Source organism: Rhizobium aethiopicum, from assembly GCF_014197535.1.
In the GTDB taxonomy this organism is placed as follows: Bacteria; Pseudomonadota; Alphaproteobacteria; order Rhizobiales; family Rhizobiaceae; genus Rhizobium; species Rhizobium aethiopicum_A.
The window spans coordinates 140679-156033 of sequence record NZ_JACIFV010000002.1; the positions used below are offsets into that span (position 1 = coordinate 140679).

The 15355-nt window shown below is 60.8% G+C and carries 14 protein-coding genes; 5 read left to right on the forward strand and 9 right to left on the reverse strand.

Features of this window, described 5'->3' with window-relative positions; translation table 11 throughout:
• Positions 1-21: 21 nt before the first annotated feature.
• On the reverse strand, positions 22-807 hold the full coding sequence (locus GGD53_RS03810; RefSeq protein ID WP_184453731.1) for an ABC transporter ATP-binding protein: 786 nt from the start codon (positions 805-807) through the stop codon (positions 22-24).
• 94 nt (positions 808-901) lie between these two features.
• Here GGD53_RS03810 and GGD53_RS03815 point away from each other — a divergent pair, with 94 nt between their 5' ends.
• Positions 902-1315 carry a cupin domain-containing protein gene (locus tag GGD53_RS03815; RefSeq protein ID WP_184453733.1) on the forward strand — a complete coding sequence of 138 codons (414 nt, stop codon included), beginning with the start codon at positions 902-904 and terminating at the stop codon, positions 1313-1315.
• A gap of 58 nt (positions 1316-1373) precedes the next feature.
• Here the strand turns inward: GGD53_RS03815 and hydA are convergent, their stop codons facing one another.
• Genes hydA through GGD53_RS03830 form a run of 3 tightly spaced genes read right to left on the reverse strand, consistent with a single transcriptional unit; the run spans position 1374 to position 4667 of the window.
• Positions 1374-2828, reverse strand: coding sequence for a dihydropyrimidinase (gene hydA / locus GGD53_RS03820; RefSeq protein WP_184453735.1), 1455 nt, complete (start codon positions 2826-2828; stop codon positions 1374-1376).
• A 16-nt stretch (positions 2829-2844) separates the two neighbouring features.
• The gene (locus tag GGD53_RS03825) at positions 2845-3414 is read right to left on the reverse strand and encodes an endonuclease domain-containing protein (RefSeq protein ID WP_184453737.1); all 570 of its coding nucleotides are present in this window, start codon (positions 3412-3414) and stop codon (positions 2845-2847) included.
• Positions 3414-4667, reverse strand: a complete 1254-nt coding sequence (locus tag GGD53_RS03830) for a Zn-dependent hydrolase (protein WP_184453739.1) — start codon at positions 4665-4667, stop codon at positions 3414-3416. Before GGD53_RS03830 ends, GGD53_RS03825 begins: the two co-directional genes overlap by 1 nt.
• Before the next feature lie 299 nt (positions 4668-4966).
• Here GGD53_RS03830 and GGD53_RS03835 point away from each other — a divergent pair, with 299 nt between their 5' ends.
• Positions 4967-5611, forward strand: coding sequence for a TetR family transcriptional regulator C-terminal domain-containing protein (locus tag GGD53_RS03835; protein ID WP_184453741.1), 645 nt, complete (start codon positions 4967-4969; stop codon positions 5609-5611).
• 29 nt (positions 5612-5640) lie between these two features.
• Here the strand turns inward: GGD53_RS03835 and GGD53_RS03840 are convergent, their stop codons facing one another.
• A complete protein-coding gene (locus tag GGD53_RS03840) occupies positions 5641-6540 on the reverse strand; it encodes a LysR family transcriptional regulator (protein ID WP_184453743.1) in 900 nt (299 codons plus the stop codon).
• A gap of 102 nt (positions 6541-6642) precedes the next feature.
• Between GGD53_RS03840 and GGD53_RS03845 the strand changes: the two genes are divergently transcribed.
• The gene (locus tag GGD53_RS03845) at positions 6643-7665 is read left to right on the forward strand and encodes a zinc-dependent alcohol dehydrogenase family protein (protein ID WP_184453745.1); all 1023 of its coding nucleotides are present in this window, start codon (positions 6643-6645) and stop codon (positions 7663-7665) included.
• Positions 7666-7704: 39 nt separating this feature from the next.
• Here the strand turns inward: GGD53_RS03845 and GGD53_RS03850 are convergent, their stop codons facing one another.
• Positions 7705-8115, reverse strand: a complete 411-nt coding sequence (locus GGD53_RS03850; RefSeq protein WP_184453747.1) for a rhodanese-like domain-containing protein — start codon at positions 8113-8115, stop codon at positions 7705-7707.
• A gap of 69 nt (positions 8116-8184) precedes the next feature.
• Here GGD53_RS03850 and ftrA point away from each other — a divergent pair, with 69 nt between their 5' ends.
• Positions 8185-9183, forward strand: coding sequence for a transcriptional regulator FtrA (ftrA, locus tag GGD53_RS03855; RefSeq protein WP_184453750.1), 999 nt, complete (start codon positions 8185-8187; stop codon positions 9181-9183).
• A 99-nt stretch (positions 9184-9282) separates the two neighbouring features.
• Here the strand turns inward: ftrA and GGD53_RS03860 are convergent, their stop codons facing one another.
• The gene (locus tag GGD53_RS03860; protein WP_184453752.1) at positions 9283-10962 is read right to left on the reverse strand and encodes a glycoside hydrolase family 13 protein; all 1680 of its coding nucleotides are present in this window, start codon (positions 10960-10962) and stop codon (positions 9283-9285) included.
• A 430-nt stretch (positions 10963-11392) separates the two neighbouring features.
• On the opposite strand from GGD53_RS03860, the gene GGD53_RS03865 reads away from it, so the two are divergent.
• A complete protein-coding gene (locus tag GGD53_RS03865; protein WP_184453754.1) occupies positions 11393-11827 on the forward strand; it encodes a DUF6766 family protein in 435 nt (144 codons plus the stop codon).
• 69 nt (positions 11828-11896) lie between these two features.
• On the opposite strand, the gene treZ is transcribed toward GGD53_RS03865, so the two are convergent.
• A complete protein-coding gene (gene treZ / locus GGD53_RS03870) occupies positions 11897-13885 on the reverse strand; it encodes a malto-oligosyltrehalose trehalohydrolase (RefSeq protein WP_184453756.1) in 1989 nt (662 codons plus the stop codon).
• A gap of 141 nt (positions 13886-14026) precedes the next feature.
• On the reverse strand, positions 14027-15340 hold the full coding sequence (preA, locus tag GGD53_RS03875; protein ID WP_184453758.1) for an NAD-dependent dihydropyrimidine dehydrogenase subunit PreA: 1314 nt from the start codon (positions 15338-15340) through the stop codon (positions 14027-14029).
• Between the last annotated feature and the right edge of the window lie 15 nt (positions 15341-15355).

The window sequence follows — 15355 nt, forward strand, 5'->3', positions numbered from 1 at the left end:
GTCTTTTCCAACAACTCGCGCCTAAACCTCATGGCTATGCCCCGTCCTCAGCCCCTCGCGCACGCGGTGGGCGATTTCCAGGAATTCCGGGGTGTCGCGGATGTCGAGCGGGCGTTCGGCCGGCAGGGTGGAGTCGATCACGTCGGTGACGCGGCCGGGGCGCGGCGACATCACCACGATCTTGGTCGAGAGGTAGACAGCCTCGGGGATGGAGTGGGTAACGAAGCAGATCGTCTTGTTGGTGCGGGCCCAGAGCTTCAGTAGCTCTTCGTTCAGATGGTCGCGGACGATCTCATCCAGCGCGCCGAAGGGTTCGTCCATCAACAGCAGGTCGGCATCGAAGGCGAGTGCGCGGGCGATCGAGGCGCGTTGCTGCATGCCGCCGGAAAGCTGCCAGGGAAATTTCTTTTCGAAGCCGGAGAGACCGACGAGGTCGAGCGCCTCGGCGATCCGCCTTGTCCGGTCAGCGCCGCCATAACCCATGATCTCCAACGGCAGGGCGATATTGTTTTCGATGGTGCGCCAGGGATAGAGCGCCGGCGCCTGGAAGACGTAACCGTAGGCGCGGGCCTTACGGGCTTCTTCCGGCGTCATGCCGTTGATCGAGATCTCGCCTGATGTGCTCTTTTCGAGATCGGCGATGACGCGCAGGAAAGTGGTCTTGCCGCAGCCGGACGGGCCGATGAAAGAGACGAAATCGCCCTTGCGGACATCGAGATTGACATTGCTCAGCGCCCGCACCGGGCCGTCATTCGCCTGGTAGGTGAGACAGAGGTCCTTGGCGGATACGACGGAGGGTGCTTGCATCAATGCGACCGATCTTGTTTTCCCCGCTTGACGGCGGTTTGCATGTTACCATCGCTGCCGGCTTTGCCGGCGGCGCAATTCTTGGAGGAAGAAAATGGACGCGACATCAAAACCCACCTGCCACATCGTTCGTCCCAAGCACGCCTATGACGGCAAGCAGGGGCTCAGCTATTTCGAAGGGATAGCGGCCGAGACTGTCGGCGCCACGGGCATCTGCATGCACCTCCTGACGATCCCGCCCGGCGTGCGTGCCAAGGCGCACCTGCACGAGGCGCATGAGACGGCGATCTACGTGCTCTCCGGCGAGGCTCATACCTGGTACGGCGACCAACTGGAGAATCACGTCATCACCCATGCCGGCGAGCTCTTCTACATCCCGGCCGGCGTGCCGCATATGCCTGCGAACCTCAGCAGCACGCCCTGCACGGCGGTCATTGCGCGCACCGATCCGCACGAGCAGGAAAGCGTCGTGCTTCTGCCGGAGCTGGACGCGTTGGTGCCGGCGTGAGGTCATCCGCATGGAGGCGTCGTTCCCCGGTTGATGGCCGTATCGTCATGCGCCATCGTCATACGCCGGTTGCCGGGATGCCGCTGCGTTCCACTTTGCGCGGAGAGGTGATCTCCTTCCAGGTGGACAGTGCCTTGCTGACGGCTGTCACCGGTTCGCGCCTGACGAACTCGCCGTGCCCCTCGCGGGTCTTGATCGTGCTTTCCTCGATGGCCACCACGCCACGCGTCAGCGTGTAGCGGGGCAGGCCAGTCACTTCCTTGCCCTCGAAGACGTTGTAGTCGATCGCCGATTGCTGGTTCTTGGAGGAGATGACCTTCGAACGGTTGGGGTCCCAGACGACAATATCGGCATCGGCGCCGACGAGGATCGCGCCCTTCTTCGGATAGATGTTGAGAATCTTGGCGATGTTGGTCGAAGTGACGGCGACGAACTCGTTCATCGTCAGCCGGCCGGTATTGACACCGTGTGTCCATAGCATCGGCATGCGGTCTTCGAGGCCGCCGGTGCCGTTCGGGATCTTGGTGAAGTCACCGACACCGAAACGTTTCTGCGCCGTGGTGAAGGCGCAATGGTCGGTTGCGACCACCTGCAGCGAACCGGAGGCAAGTCCGGCCCAGAGCGAGTCCTGATGCTGCTTGCTGCGGAAGGGCGGCGACATGACGCGGCGGGCGGCATGATCCCAGTCGGGATTGGAATATTCGCTCTCGTCGAGCGTCAGGTGCTGGATCAGCGGTTCGCCGTAAACACGCATGCCCTTGGCGCGGGCGCGGCGGATCGCCTCGTGCGCCTGCTCGCAGGAGGTGTGAACGATATAGACGGGGCAGCCGGCCATGTCGGCGATCATGATGGCGCGGTTGGTGGCCTCGCCCTCCACTTCGGCGGGGCGGGAATAGGCATGCGCCTCGGGGCCGTTATTGCCTTCGGCGAGTAGCTTTGCCGACATCGAGGCGACGACGTCGCCGTTTTCGGCATGCACCAGCGGCAGCGCGCCGAGTTCGGCGCAGCGCTGGAACGAGGCGAACATCTCGTCGTCATCGACCATCAGCGCGCCCTTATAGGCCATGAAGTGCTTGAAGGTGTTGATGCCTTTGTCGCGGACGATGGTCTCCATCTCCTTGAAGACCTGCTCGCTCCACCAGGTGACGGCCATGTGGAAGGAATAGTCGCAATTGGCACGGGTGGATTTGTTGTCCCACATGGTCAGCGCCTCGAGCAGCGATTGGCCGGGGGCGGGAAGGGCAAAATCGACGACCATGGTCGTGCCGCCGGAAAGGGCTGCGCGCGTGCCGCTCTCGAAATCGTCGGAGGAGTAGGTGCCCATGAAGGGCATTTCGAGATGGGTGTGCGGGTCGATGCCGCCGGGCATGACGTAACAGCCGGAGGCATCGAGTACCTCGTCGCCCGAGAGGTTCGGACCGATTTCGACGATCTTGTCGCCGTCGATCTTGACGTCGGCCTTGTAGGTGAGGTCGGCCGTGACGATGGTGCCGTTCTTGATGACTGTGGTCATGATCGTTCCCTATTCTTTATCGTTGTTCGGCGGGGGAATAAAAGCGCGGCAATTCGGAGCTGAATACGAGTCGGCCCCGCAATGCAGCCAGGATCGTTTCAAGAACCGAACGTCGTTCACGCGAGATTTCGTGGTTCCAGAAGCGCAGGACCGAATAGCCGTTGGCATTGAGCCATTCGGTCCGAGGTTGATCGGTGACGCTATCGGCATGCTGGAAGCCGTCGACTTCGACGATCAAGCGTTTTTCACGACAGAGGAAGTCTACAATGAATGGGCCGAGCGGGACTTGCCGTGCGAATTTGTAGCCGTTCAGTCGGCGGGCACGCAGGTCGCTCCAGAGGTGGTATTCCTCTTCGGTTTCATTTTGACGCAGTTGTCGCGCTTGTGCTGTTTTGACCGGACGATGTTTGCGGATATCCTGTTTGATAATTTTGCTTGCGCCAGGAGCCCCCTCATCCGCCCTTCGGGCACCTTCTCCCCGAGGGGAGAAGGGGGAGGCCGCGACGTCCAACATTTCCTTCTCCCCAGCGGGGAGAAGGTGGCCCGAAGGGTCGGATGAGGGGGCTCCGGGCGCTGCGTTGGACATCACGCCACGATCTCCGCCGTCTCGACCACCGCATGGAACAGCACATCGGCACCCGCTGTCGCCCATTCCTTGGAAATCTCTTCCGCTTCGTTGTGCGAGAGCCCGCCGACGCAGGGGCACATGACCATGGTCGCGGGGGCAACCTTGGCGGCCCAGCAGGCGTCGTGGCCGGCGCCGGAGATGAGGTTCATGTGGCTGTAGCCAAGGCGTTCGGCGGCTGATCGAACGGAGGTGACGAGCTTTTCGTCGAAGGTGACCGGCGCGAAATGGCCGATCGCCTCGATGGAACAGCCGACGCCCAGCGCATCGCAGATGCCGGGCGCGTCGGCCTCGATCTTTGCCCGCATGCGGTCGAGCTTGGCCTTATCGGGCGAGCGGATGTCGACGGTGAAGACGACCTTGCCCGGCAGCACGTTCCGGGAATTCGGCGAGAAGAACACCTGGCCGACGCCGCCGACGGCGCCCGGCTGTTCGCCCATCGCCACGCTCTGCACCATTTCCAGTATGCGTGACATGGCAAGGCCGGCATTGACGCGCATGTTCATCGGCGTCGAGCCGGTATGAGCTTCCTTGCCGGTCAGCGTGAATTCCAGCCACCACAGGCCCTGGCAGTGGGTGACGACGCCGATCTGCTTGTCTTCGGCTTCGAGGATCGGGCCCTGCTCGATGTGATATTCGAAATAAGCATGCATCTTCCGGGCGCCGACCTCTTCGTCCCCGACCCAGCCGATGCGCTTCAACTCGTCGCCGAAGAGATTGCCCTCGGGATCCCTACGGTTATAGGCAAAGTCCAGGCTGTGCACGCCGGCGAAGACGCCCGAAGCGAGCATGGCCGGTGCAAAACGCGCGCCTTCCTCGTTCGTCCAGTTGGTGACGACGATCGGATGCTTGGTCTTGATGCCGAGGTCGTTCATGGTGCGCACGACTTCAAGCGCCGAGAGCACGCCAAGCACGCCGTCATATTTGCCGCCGGTCGGCTGGGTGTCGAGATGCGAACCGACATAGACCGGCAGGGCATCGGGATCGGTGCCGGGGCGGGTGGCGAACATCGTGCCCATTTGGTCGACGCCCATCGTCAGGCCGGCTTCGTCGCACCATGTCTTGAAAAGGCTTCGGCCCTCGGCATCCGAATCCGTCAGCGTCTGGCGGTTATTGCCGCCGGCGATTCCGGGGCCGATTTTCGCCATGTCCATGAGACTGTCCCAGAGACGGTCGCCATTGACGCGCATGTTCTCGCCTGGTGCTGCCACCATTCTTCAAGCCCTCACCTGTTTGCGGCAGTCATGCAAGGGGCATGCCCGCCTGTTCCCGTGGTCCTTTCCCGCGCCTGTTGTTGGTTTTGTCGAGCGCCGGAAAATCGCCAGTTGCCTTTGTTTTTCATCTGGCGGATATTTGACCGATTGGTAAACATTACAACTTCCACCGCGGGGCTCAAGACGAAAATCACGAAATTTGCCGATAAAAATGCGGGCAGTTGCTCAAGAAAACGGCAGGGGCCGCCTCAGCCGAAACTTGAGCGAAGAAGTTGAATATCAAGGGGAAACAATAGCCGATGGCTATTCCGAGAGCAGCGAAGACCCTGAGGCGAACGCGAATCCAGGAGGAGAAGGAGGAGCAGATTCTGGAGGCGGCGCTCGACGTGTTTTCCGCACGCGGCTTTCGCGGTTCGACCATCGACCAGATCGCCGAAGTCGCGGGCATGTCGAAACCCAATCTGCTTTATTATTTCCGCACCAAGGAAGCGATGCACCGGGCGCTGATCGACCGGGTCCTCTATACCTGGCTTGAGCCGCTGCGGGCCTTCGACGCCGAGGGCAACCCGGAAGAAGAAATCCGCAGCTACATCAGGCGCAAGCTGGAGATGGCGCGCGATTTTCCGCGCGAGAGCCGGCTGTTCGCCAATGAGGTGCTGCAGGGCGCACCGCATATCGAGGACGAATTGAAGGGCCCGCTGAAGCAACTGGTCGACGAGAAGGCGGAGGTCATTCGCGCCTGGGCGAAATCAGGCAAGATCGTCGAATGTGATCCCTACCACCTGATCTTCTCGATCTGGTCGACGACGCAGCATTATGCCGACTTCGACGTCCAGGTGCGCGCGGTGCTGGGGCAGGAACATTCCGGCGAAGGGCGCTTCGAGGATGCCGCGCGGTTTCTGGAGCAACTCTTCATCGGGGGGCTGCGGCCGGAGCTTGGCTGACAGCTCGATTTCCTGAGAGGGTGCCTTTTTCAGCTCATGATCGCCGGCAGTTCGGCAGCCAGCGTGTCGATGGCAAGACGCACTTTCGGCAGCATTACCGGCGATCGCGGCCAGACGGCATAGGCTTCAAATATGGTGGATGGTGTATCGGTCAGAACCCGCACGAGTGCACCTGAGAGGACCTTGTCCCGCACCAGCCAGCAGGTCAGCCAGGCAAGCCCGCGGCCTTCAACCGCGGCGTCTGCGATCGAGGCGAGATCGTCGAGCCGCAGCCGTGATTTCGGCAGAACTTCGCGTGGGGGACCGGCCGGAGTCGGGAAGGTCCAGGCCTTGTCATTGTCACCCCTGCGATAGACGATGCCGTGATGGCAGGCGAGATCATCGAGCGTTTGCGGCACGCCGTAGTTTTCGAGATAAGAGGGCGAGGCGCAGACCGTCATGGACTGCCGGGCGATCGTTCGCGCCATCAGGTCGGGATTGTCCTTCAGCGGACCGTTGCGGACGGCAAGGTCGAAGCCGTCCTCCAGGAGATCGACGACGCGATCGCTGAAGGATAAGTCCAATTCGAGATCGGGGTGGTCGTCGAGCAGGCGGGTCAGGATCGGAGCGGCGCAATGGCGCCCAAACAGCGCCGGCATCGATACCCTCAGCCTGCCGCGGACCTCGCGCCTGCCCGATTCAAGTTGGGCCTCGCCGATCCGGATTTCCTCGATGGCTCTTAGGCACCGCTCATAGAAGAACCGGCCCTCGTCGGTCAGGCTCTGGGTCCGGGTCGTGCGGTTGAAGAGCCGGACGTCGAGTCGCTGTTCGAGCCTTGCGATCGTCTTGCTGACTGCCGAGCGGGTGAGGTGAAGCCGTTCGGCGGCGGCGGAGAAACCGCCGGCTTCGACCGTTTGGACGAAGATCGAAATCCCCTTCAATTGCTCCATCTTTGTTTCCTTTATGGCACCAGTTTGACGATATAATATCGCAACAGGCGATGAATATTCAACGATATACCTGCCGCTCCTCCAATCGAGAAGGAGCAGGAGATGCAGACGACAAATCAGTGGCAAACCGATGCCGTTGGGCCGGAAGCCAATCTGAAGATCGGTGAAGCGAGAATTCCCGACGTGTCCGGCAGGATGATCCGGGTGCGGACGCAGGCGGTTTCCCTCAATTTCCGCGACAGGCTTGTGCTCGAGAGCGGCATGGGACTGCCGCTGCAGTTTCCCTTTGTGCCGGCCTCGGACATGGCAGGCGTGGTCGAGGCCGTCGGGCCGGACGTCACACGCTTCAAACCCGGAGATCGAGTTATCTCCACCTTTTCCCCGGATTGGATCGACGGACGCGGGCCGGGCACCGCGCGTAATCTACCCTACCAGACGCGCGGCGGTTTCTATCCGGGCGTGCTGACCGAATACACGGTGCTTTCCGAGGAGTGGTTCACGCCTGCGCCGAAAACGCTCGATGCCGCCGAAGCGAGCACGCTGTCCTGCGCCGGACTGACGGCATGGTTCGCGCTGATCGAATGCGGCAAGCTCAAGGCTGGCGACAAGGTGCTGGTGCAGGGAACCGGCGGCGTCGCGCTCTTCGGCCTGCAGATCGCCAAGGCGCATGGCGCCGAGGTCTTCATCACGTCAGGCAGCAGCGAAAAGCTCGACCGGGCGTTGGCGCTCGGCGCCGATCACCTGATCAACCGGCACAAGGGCGACTGGGTGGAGCAGTTCCATCAATTGACCGGCGATTACGGCGCCGACCACGTGCTCGAAATCGTCGGCGGACAGCATCTCGGCCAGGCGCTGAAGGCTGTGGCGGTTAACGGCCGCATTTCGGTGATCGGCGTCCTCGAGGGTTTTGAGATCTCGGCGCCGGTGGCGCCGTTGCTTCTCAAAGCGCCCGTCATACAAGGAATTACGGTCGGTCACCGCAGGGCGCTGGAGGATCTGGTGCGCGCCGTCGACCAGATCGGGCTGAAGCCTGTTATCGACAGGCGTTATGGCTTCGAGGAGCTGCCGCAGGCGCTCGATCACCTCTATCGAGGCCCCTTCGGCAAGATCGTCATTGAGTTTTGAGAGATGAGGCTCCCCCGCATCGTGGAGGGGGGCCTTCTGTTATTCGGCAGCGATGGTTTCGGTTTCGAAGGCGAAACCCTCATCGGCCCAGCCGGTCATGCCGCCGATCATCAGCTTGGCTCTGAGGCCGAGCTTGGCAAGGCGAAAGGCCGCCTTGTCGGCGCCGTTGCAATGCGGGCCGGCGCAATAGACGACGAAGAGCGTGTTTCTTGCCCATTCCGACATGCGATGCGCGGTCATCTTGCCGTGCGGCAGGTTGATCGCGCCCGGCACATGGGACTGCGCAAACAGCGCCGGCGAGCGCGCATCGAGAAGAACGAAATCGACCTTTCCAGCTGCGAAAGCGGCGCGGACATCCGAACAATCGGTCTCCAAGGCGAGCTTGGCGGCATAATGGGCGGCGGCGAGATCAGGCTCGGCGGCGGGGATTTCGGAGACGGCGCTTGGCATCGGTCTTTCCTTTCGTGCTGGATTGCCGCCTGGTATCGCCGATGTTAAAGCTTGGCGAAATTGGCCATCATGACTGACAGCGTAAAGATCATGCCAAACGTATCTCCGAACACGATCGGACCGCTGGTCGCGGTGCTTGCTTATGACGGGCTCTGCACCTTCGAATTCGGGATAGCCTATGAGGTCTTCGGCCTGCCGCGTCCCGAGATGGGCGAGGGGTGGTATCGCTTCTCCGTCTGCGGCATCGAGCCGGGGCCGCTTCGCGCCGCCGGCGGATTGACGGTCGCGGTCGACAGGGGGCTGGAAGTGCTCGACGCGGCGGACCTGATCGTCGCGCCCGGCTGGCGGTCGATCGATGCGCCGGTGCCGGAACCGCTTGCGGTAGCGTTGAGGGCAGCGCATCAGCGCGGCGCGCGCATCATGTCGCTCTGTTCCGGCGTTGCAGTCCTTGCCGGCGCCGGACTGCTTGCCAACCGCAGGGCGACAACACATTGGCGCTATGTCAATTCGATCGCGGCGCGTTATCCCGACATCACGCTCGACGCGGATGTACTCTACATCGACGAGGGCAGCCTGCTGACAGCGGCCGGCAGCGCCGCCGGCATCGATCTCTGCCTGCATGTGGTACGCGGCGATTTCGGCTCGGAGGCGGCAAACAGCGTCGCCCGCCGCCTCATCGTGCCGCCGCACCGCGAAGGCGGGCAAGCGCAGTTCATCGGCGCGCCGGTTCCGGAGGAACGTGAGGGCATACGCCTCAGCCCGCTGATCGACTGGATGCGCGCAAGCCTTGCCGAGGAACAGCCGATCAGCCTGCTCGCCAAAAGGGCCGGCATGAGCATACGCACTTTCCAGCGCCGCTTCGAAGCGACGACGGGTCTCAGCGTCGGCGAATGGCTGCTGAAGGAGCGGCTGCGCCATGCGCGCGACCTTCTCGAAAGAGAACTTGCCGTATCGCTCGACGATATCGCGATATCAAGCGGCTTCGGCACTCTGGCGACGATGCGGCACCACTTCCGCAAGCGGCTGGGCACGAGCCCGCATGCCTATCGGAAGTCATTCGGCGGCTGATCGCGTCATTCCAACATAGGGTGCAACTTTTCAAAGGGTTCGAGATCGCCGAAAACCGTCACTCCGTCGGTTGGCAAAGCGCGCACCGGCGCGAGAGCTTCACTTACATTCTATCGCGAAGGTTTCGTACGGCTTGAGCTCAACAGTTTCGCTGATCATGTGCACTGGTTCATAATTGCAGATGAGGCATTCTCCGTTGATAGCGAGCTCCGTCGGCAAACTCAGCGTAATGTCCCTGGGTGTGAAGTTGGCGACCACAATGATCCAGCTCCTGTCGAGCGTGCGGGTATAAACGAAGACATCGGGGTGTTGGTCGAGCCAGGATCTGTACTCGCCATAGACAATGACAGGGTGGGTCTTCCGCAGAGCGATCAGCTTGCGATAATGGTTCCAGATCGACTTTTCGTCCTTGATGGCCGCTTCGGCGTTGACCTTCGGATAATTGGGATTGACCTCGATCCAGGGGACGCCTGTGGAAAAACCGCCATGGGGGGCGGCGCTCCATTGCATCGGCGTGCGAGCGTTATCGCGGCCGTTCTCGTTTGCTCCGCGGATGAATTCCTCCGGTGAAAGGCCGGCCTCCACGTGCAGCCTGTGCATGTTGATGGTTTCGATATCGCGATATTGTTCGATCGAGGTGAAGGGGACGTTCGTCATGTCGATCTCCTCGCCTTGATAGATGAAAGGCGTGCCTTTCAGGAGATGCAACACGGTCGCCAGCATCTTGGCCGACTCGACGTGATAGCCGCTGACATTGCCGTAGCGCGAAACGGCGCGCGGCAAATCGTGATTACCCCAGAAGAGCGAATTCCACCCATCTTCGGATAGGGCAAGCTGCCACTTGCTGAGGACCGTCTTGAGATTCACGAGGTCGAACGGCTTCGGGCGCCATTTCCCATAAACCGCGTCCCATTGCTGGGTGACGTGCTCGAACTGGAAGATCATCGACAGTTCCCGGCGTTCGCGCCCGGAATAGAGGAGAGCTGCGCCGGGTGTGGCGCTCCAGGCCTCGCCGACCGTCAGGATATCGCGGCTGCCGAAGGTCTTGGCATTCATCTCCTGCAGATAATCGTGCAGATGCGGTCCGTCCTTGACGAGCTCCCGGTCCACCTGCTTGCCGATATAATCGATGACATCCATGCGGAAGCCGGCAATGCCGCGCTCGAGCCACCAGTTCATCATGTCGTAGATTTCTGTCCGTACCCTTTCGTTCTCCCAGTTGAGGTCCGGCTGGCGGCGGGAAAACATGTGCAGGTAATATTCGCCCGTCGTCGCGTCGAGCGTCCAGGCCGGCCCGCCGAAGGAGGATTTCAGGCCGTTGGGCGGTCCCCCGTCCGTGGCGGGTTTGCGCCAGATGTAGAAGTCGCGAAACGGGTTGTCCGGCCCCTGACGGGATTGAAGAAACCACGGATGCTCGTCGGACGTATGGTTGACGACGAGGTCGAGCATGATGCCGATCCCACGGTCTTTCGCCTCCGCCACCAGCTGGTCGAAATCAGCGAGTGTGCCGAACTCGGGGGCGATGTCCCTATAGTCGGATATGTCGTAGCCGTTGTCGTCCATCGGCGACTTGTAGATCGGCGACAGCCAGATGATGTCGATCCCGAGTTTCTTCAGGTAATCGAGCTTGGAGGTAATGCCCGGAATATCGCCGATGCCATCTCCGTTGCAATCGCAGAAGCTGCGCGGATAGACCTGGTAGACAGTTGCCGTATGCCACCATTTCGGTTGGAGAGGTGATCGCGCGGGACCTCCCAGCGGTGTCGTGGAATGATCCATCGGAAGCTTTCCTAGTTGTTTGGGATCTTGGGAGAACAACGGTGATGCCTGCGGGTTCCCCCGGGCCGGACCTTCATCCGGCTTCCCGTGGCCTCGGTGGAGCTGGCGCAACCCAAGGAACCCCCTCCTTCCGGAACCGTTAGAAGGTGTGCAACAGAGATTAACGGGAGACCGTCGCGGTGCCGAACCGAAGCAACAGCTGGTATGAGGAGGCGGTGATCTACAGCATCGATGTCGAGAAATTCGCACGAATTCATCGAAAACTACGGCCGCGAGGTGATGCCCGCTTTCAGGGCCGGCGCGACGGCTGCTGCATCCGATCTCTCAATCGGGGGGAACTTGAAGGGCAGGCCAGGGGTCGACTGATAAGGACTTCAAATGCGGCTGATATTGCACTCGCCGCACCAGTTGCCTGTCCAAAGGAGGTATCATGTTCAAGAAATACGCCTACGCCTGGATCACCGTCGGCTTCTTTCTATTTTCGCTCACCGGCCATTGGTTATTTGGTTGGTTTGCTTTTGTCGGCGAGCAGCAGAGCCACGGTCAAGCCCCTGATATCAATGCCTACCTCATGGAGATGGGCAGAGACACCTTTGAAAATTGGCAGTCCGAATTCCTGCAATTGCTCTGGCAGGTCGTCGGTCTTGCCTACTTTCTCTACATCGGATCTCCGTCTTCGAAGGAAAACGATGACCGTGCGGAAGCGAAGCTGGACGCTCTGATCCGATTAAATGCCGGAGAGAACGCTGAAGCGATCATCGCCGAAATTGATAAGCACTTCATGAGAACCGGTGGACATGCGGGACCATACGCCCACGATCTGGAAACTCGTAGGGGGCCAGAGAGGATCGGCGGCGCCACCTGACTTCGCTCACGAAACGGAGCTGCCGATCAGCTACGCTTCATGGGACGGTTATGCGCAGTGATATTTGAGTCAGAGGCCAGCGTCTTCGGCTCGCGAAATACCGGCTTGCCAGCTCTTGATGGATACTTCTGAGGCGTTTCGCCGGTTGCCGACTTCTACGGATGCGAGAACCAAAGCGATATCCCCGTTTAATACCCAACGCTTCTGGAAATCATAGGGCCGGCGACCGCTGCCACCATATAAGGGATCCTCACTTGACCACGAGAGACGCCATTGATGACCTTGTGGTGAAGCAAAAAGCGGATCCGGCAGACTGTCGATCACGAGATCATTGCCGAAGTTGATCAGCAATAGTCTCTCGTCAGAGGGCTCCTCCGCGAAGAATCGCAGGAGAAAGGCGGTGCTGGACAAGATACTGCCATCCATCTCGCCGTCGCGGGCGCAGGCCTGGCGAGTAAAAGCCTTATCCGTCTGGCGCAGATTCAGCAGGTCGCAATGAAGCTGAACGACTGCCGCGTTCCTCTCCCATTCAGCCCAATCAAGCTTCACCTTGTCGAACGTCGCGCGAGCACATGGGTCTGCCATGTGTCTGATGAGTTCTTCATCCCGCAGGTTCGGGAATTGGCTGATAAAACTGCGCCGTCCCTGCCGTACGATGTCGGCGATTTCTCCGTCGTGATCGGCGAAATAATAGAACGGAGAAGAGGAACCAAACTCCTGCCCCTGAAACAGCATGGGCGTCTGCGGCCCCAGCAGTTGGAGCGCCGTCAGGGCTCGAAGGCGAGCCGGCGATGTTATGTGACCGATCCTGGCTCCTGTGCCGGAGTTGGCGACTTGATCGTGATTTTGGAGAAAGTGTACGAAATTCCACGGCTTGAGATCGAGCCCCGCAGTGCCCCGTGGTTTGTCCTGCCAATCATATCTTTGTCCCTGAAACAGGCAACCATATTTGGCGGCGGAAACGAACTCCTGAGCCGTACCGCGATAATCATGATAATAGGCTTCGTTGCGGCCCGTCAGCGCCACTGTCGCGGAGCGGTGGAAATCCTCATTCCACAGGGCGTCCAGCCCATGCCCTCCCACCTCAGCCGGCCGCACCATATTGGTTTGTTGCGGCTCATTTTCGCTGACGAGATAGATTTGACGCTGTCTCGCTGCTGCGCGAGCTTCCCTGACGATAACCGTGACGATGTGTTCGCGGCTTGAGTCGAACAAGGCCTGCGTTGCATCGATGCGCAGGCCATCAAAATGAAATTCGTCGATCCAATAGGCCGCGTTCTTTGCGACATATTCGCGAACGCCACGGCTGTTCGGACCATCGAAGTTGATCGATTTGCCCCACTCGTTCGAATAACGCTCGGTAAAATAGTCTGGTGTGAATTCGCAAAAACGCTCGCCCTTACCGAAGTGATTGTAGACCACGTCGAGGATCACCCCGATGCCGATCCGGTGGGCTTCGTCGACGAAGGCGCGCACATCATCCGGTGGTCCATAGAGCCGGGTCGGAGCATAGAGCAACGTGCCGTCGTAACCCCAGCCGAACTCGCCTTCAAATTCGTTGATCGGCATTACTTCCAGGCAGTTGATGCCAATCGACCGGAGTCTTGCCAGCTTTTCCCGGGCCGCCGCAAAGGTCCCCTCCCTTGTGAAGGTGCCGACGTGCAGCTCGTAGAGAGCGGCTCCGAAGGGAGACATTCCTTGCCAATCGTGATCATTCCACTGATACCGCGCCGGATCCACGACAACTGACGGCCCCGATGGACCATCCGGCTGAAAACGCGAGGCAGGATCGGCAAGAAGATCACCTGCGTCCCCAAAGTGAAACCGGTATCGCGTCCCTGCAGCCAGACCGGGCAGATAGAGGCAGAAGTAGCCGCCTTCCTCCGCCGTCATCTCGTATTCGGAATTTTCCTCGATCACGAGGAAACAGCGTTCCCTGGCAGGGGCCCATAGCCGGAACGAAACGCCGCCGGCATCAACCTCCGCTCCGATCGGGAGGCGTCGGCTCCAATGGGGGGGTGCCGGTCTCGATTTTTCGTTGCTTGAGTGGTCGTGCATGGCTCTCTCGCGGAGATCGCCTGCGCTAACTTCGGCAGCCTCATGATGTTCCCGCTTCAGGGTCGTCCATCAAGCCGGAAATCCGGATTTGCAATCTAGCGTTACGCCGCGGACGCGCTGGTCCGCGGCGTTGCGAAGCCGTCACTCCGCCGCCTGGCGGGCCATCGGATTGTTCGGGTGGGTCGTCCAGTTGGCATAGTTCGGATCGACGACACGGCCGGTACGCCTGTCGACGGTGCCGGCAGCAAGCGGTTCCATGGTGATGCAGTTCTCGACCGGGCAGACGTTGACGCAGAGATTGCAGCCGACGCATTCCTCTTCGATCACCTCGAAATGACGCAGACCGTTGACGACGTTGGTGATCGCCTGGTGGGAGGTGTCCTCGCAGGCGATGTGGCAGCGGCCGCATTTGATGCAGGCATCCTGATCGATCTTCGCCTTGGCGACGTAGTTGAGATTCAAATACTGCCAGTCGGTGACGTTGGGCACGGCGCGGCCGGTAATATCGTCGAGGCTGCGATGTCCCTTTTCGTCCATCCAGTCGGAGAGCCCCGTTATCATCTCCTGCACGATCTTGAAGCCATAGGTCATCGCCGCCGTGCAGATCTGGACGTTGCCGGCGCCGAGAACCAGGAATTCGGCTGCGTCCCGCCAGGTGGTGATGCCGCCGATCCCCGAGATCGGCAGGCCGTAGGTTTCGGGATCACGGGCGATCTCGGCCACCATGTTGAGCGCGATCGGCTTGACCGCCGGGCCGCAATAGCCGCCATGGCTGCCCTTGCCGCCGACCGTCGGGTTGGGGGCGAAGTTGTCGAGATCGACGGAGACGATCGAATTGATCGTGTTGATCAGCGAAACGGCGTCGGTGCCGCCGGCCTTGGCGGCCCGCGCAGGACGGCGGATATCGGTGATATTGGGCGTCAGCTTGGTGATGACGGGCATGCGGGTGTACTGCTTGCACCAGCGCACGACCATTTCGATATATTCCGGGACCTGGCCGACGGCCGAGCCCATGCCGCGCTCCGACATGCCGTGCGGACAGCCGAAATTGAGTTCGATACCATCGGCGCCGGTCTCTTCGACCAGCGGCAGGATCGACTTCCAGGCCTGTTCCTCGCAGGGCACCATGATCGAGGCGATCAGCGCCCGGTCCGGCCAGTTCATCTTCACCTGCTTCATTTCACGCAGGTTGGTGTAGAGGTCGCGGTCGGTGATGAGCTCGATATTGTTGAGGCCCAGCAGGCGGCGGTCGGCGCCGAAGATCGCGCCGTATCGCGGGCCGTTGACGTTGACGACGGGCGGGCCTTCCTCGCCGAGCGTCTTCCAGACCACGCCGCCCCAGCCGGCCTTGAAGGCGCGCTCGACGTTATAGGCCTTGTCGGTCGGCGGCGCGGAGGCCAGCCAGAACGGGTTCGGGGATTTGATGCCGACGAAATTGTTGCGGAGATCAGCCATTGTTCATTCTCCCCT

Coding starts and splice junctions, on each gene's coding strand:
- GGD53_RS03815 (WP_184453733.1), top strand. CDS start 902: ATGGACGCGACATCAAAACCCACCTGCCACATCGTTCGTCCCAAGCAC.
- GGD53_RS03830 (WP_184453739.1), bottom strand. CDS start 4,667: ATGGTGGCAGCACCAGGCGAGAACATGCGCGTCAATGGCGACCGTCTC.
- GGD53_RS03840 (WP_184453743.1), bottom strand. CDS start 6,540: ATGGAGCAATTGAAGGGGATTTCGATCTTCGTCCAAACGGTCGAAGCC.
- GGD53_RS03865 (WP_184453754.1), top strand. CDS start 11,393: ATGTTCAAGAAATACGCCTACGCCTGGATCACCGTCGGCTTCTTTCTA.
- preA (WP_184453758.1), bottom strand. CDS start 15,340: ATGGCTGATCTCCGCAACAATTTCGTCGGCATCAAATCCCCGAACCCG.
- hydA (WP_184453735.1), bottom strand. CDS start 2,828: ATGACCACAGTCATCAAGAACGGCACCATCGTCACGGCCGACCTCACC.
- GGD53_RS03835 (WP_184453741.1), top strand. CDS start 4,967: ATGGCTATTCCGAGAGCAGCGAAGACCCTGAGGCGAACGCGAATCCAG.
- GGD53_RS03845 (WP_184453745.1), top strand. CDS start 6,643: ATGCAGACGACAAATCAGTGGCAAACCGATGCCGTTGGGCCGGAAGCC.
- GGD53_RS03850 (WP_184453747.1), bottom strand. CDS start 8,115: ATGCCAAGCGCCGTCTCCGAAATCCCCGCCGCCGAGCCTGATCTCGCC.
- GGD53_RS03810 (WP_184453731.1), bottom strand. CDS start 807: ATGCAAGCACCCTCCGTCGTATCCGCCAAGGACCTCTGTCTCACCTAC.
- treZ (WP_184453756.1), bottom strand. CDS start 13,885: ATGCACGACCACTCAAGCAACGAAAAATCGAGACCGGCACCCCCCCAT.
- GGD53_RS03825 (WP_184453737.1), bottom strand. CDS start 3,414: ATGTCCAACGCAGCGCCCGGAGCCCCCTCATCCGACCCTTCGGGCCAC.
- GGD53_RS03860 (WP_184453752.1), bottom strand. CDS start 10,962: ATGGATCATTCCACGACACCGCTGGGAGGTCCCGCGCGATCACCTCTC.
- ftrA (WP_184453750.1), top strand. CDS start 8,185: ATGACTGACAGCGTAAAGATCATGCCAAACGTATCTCCGAACACGATC.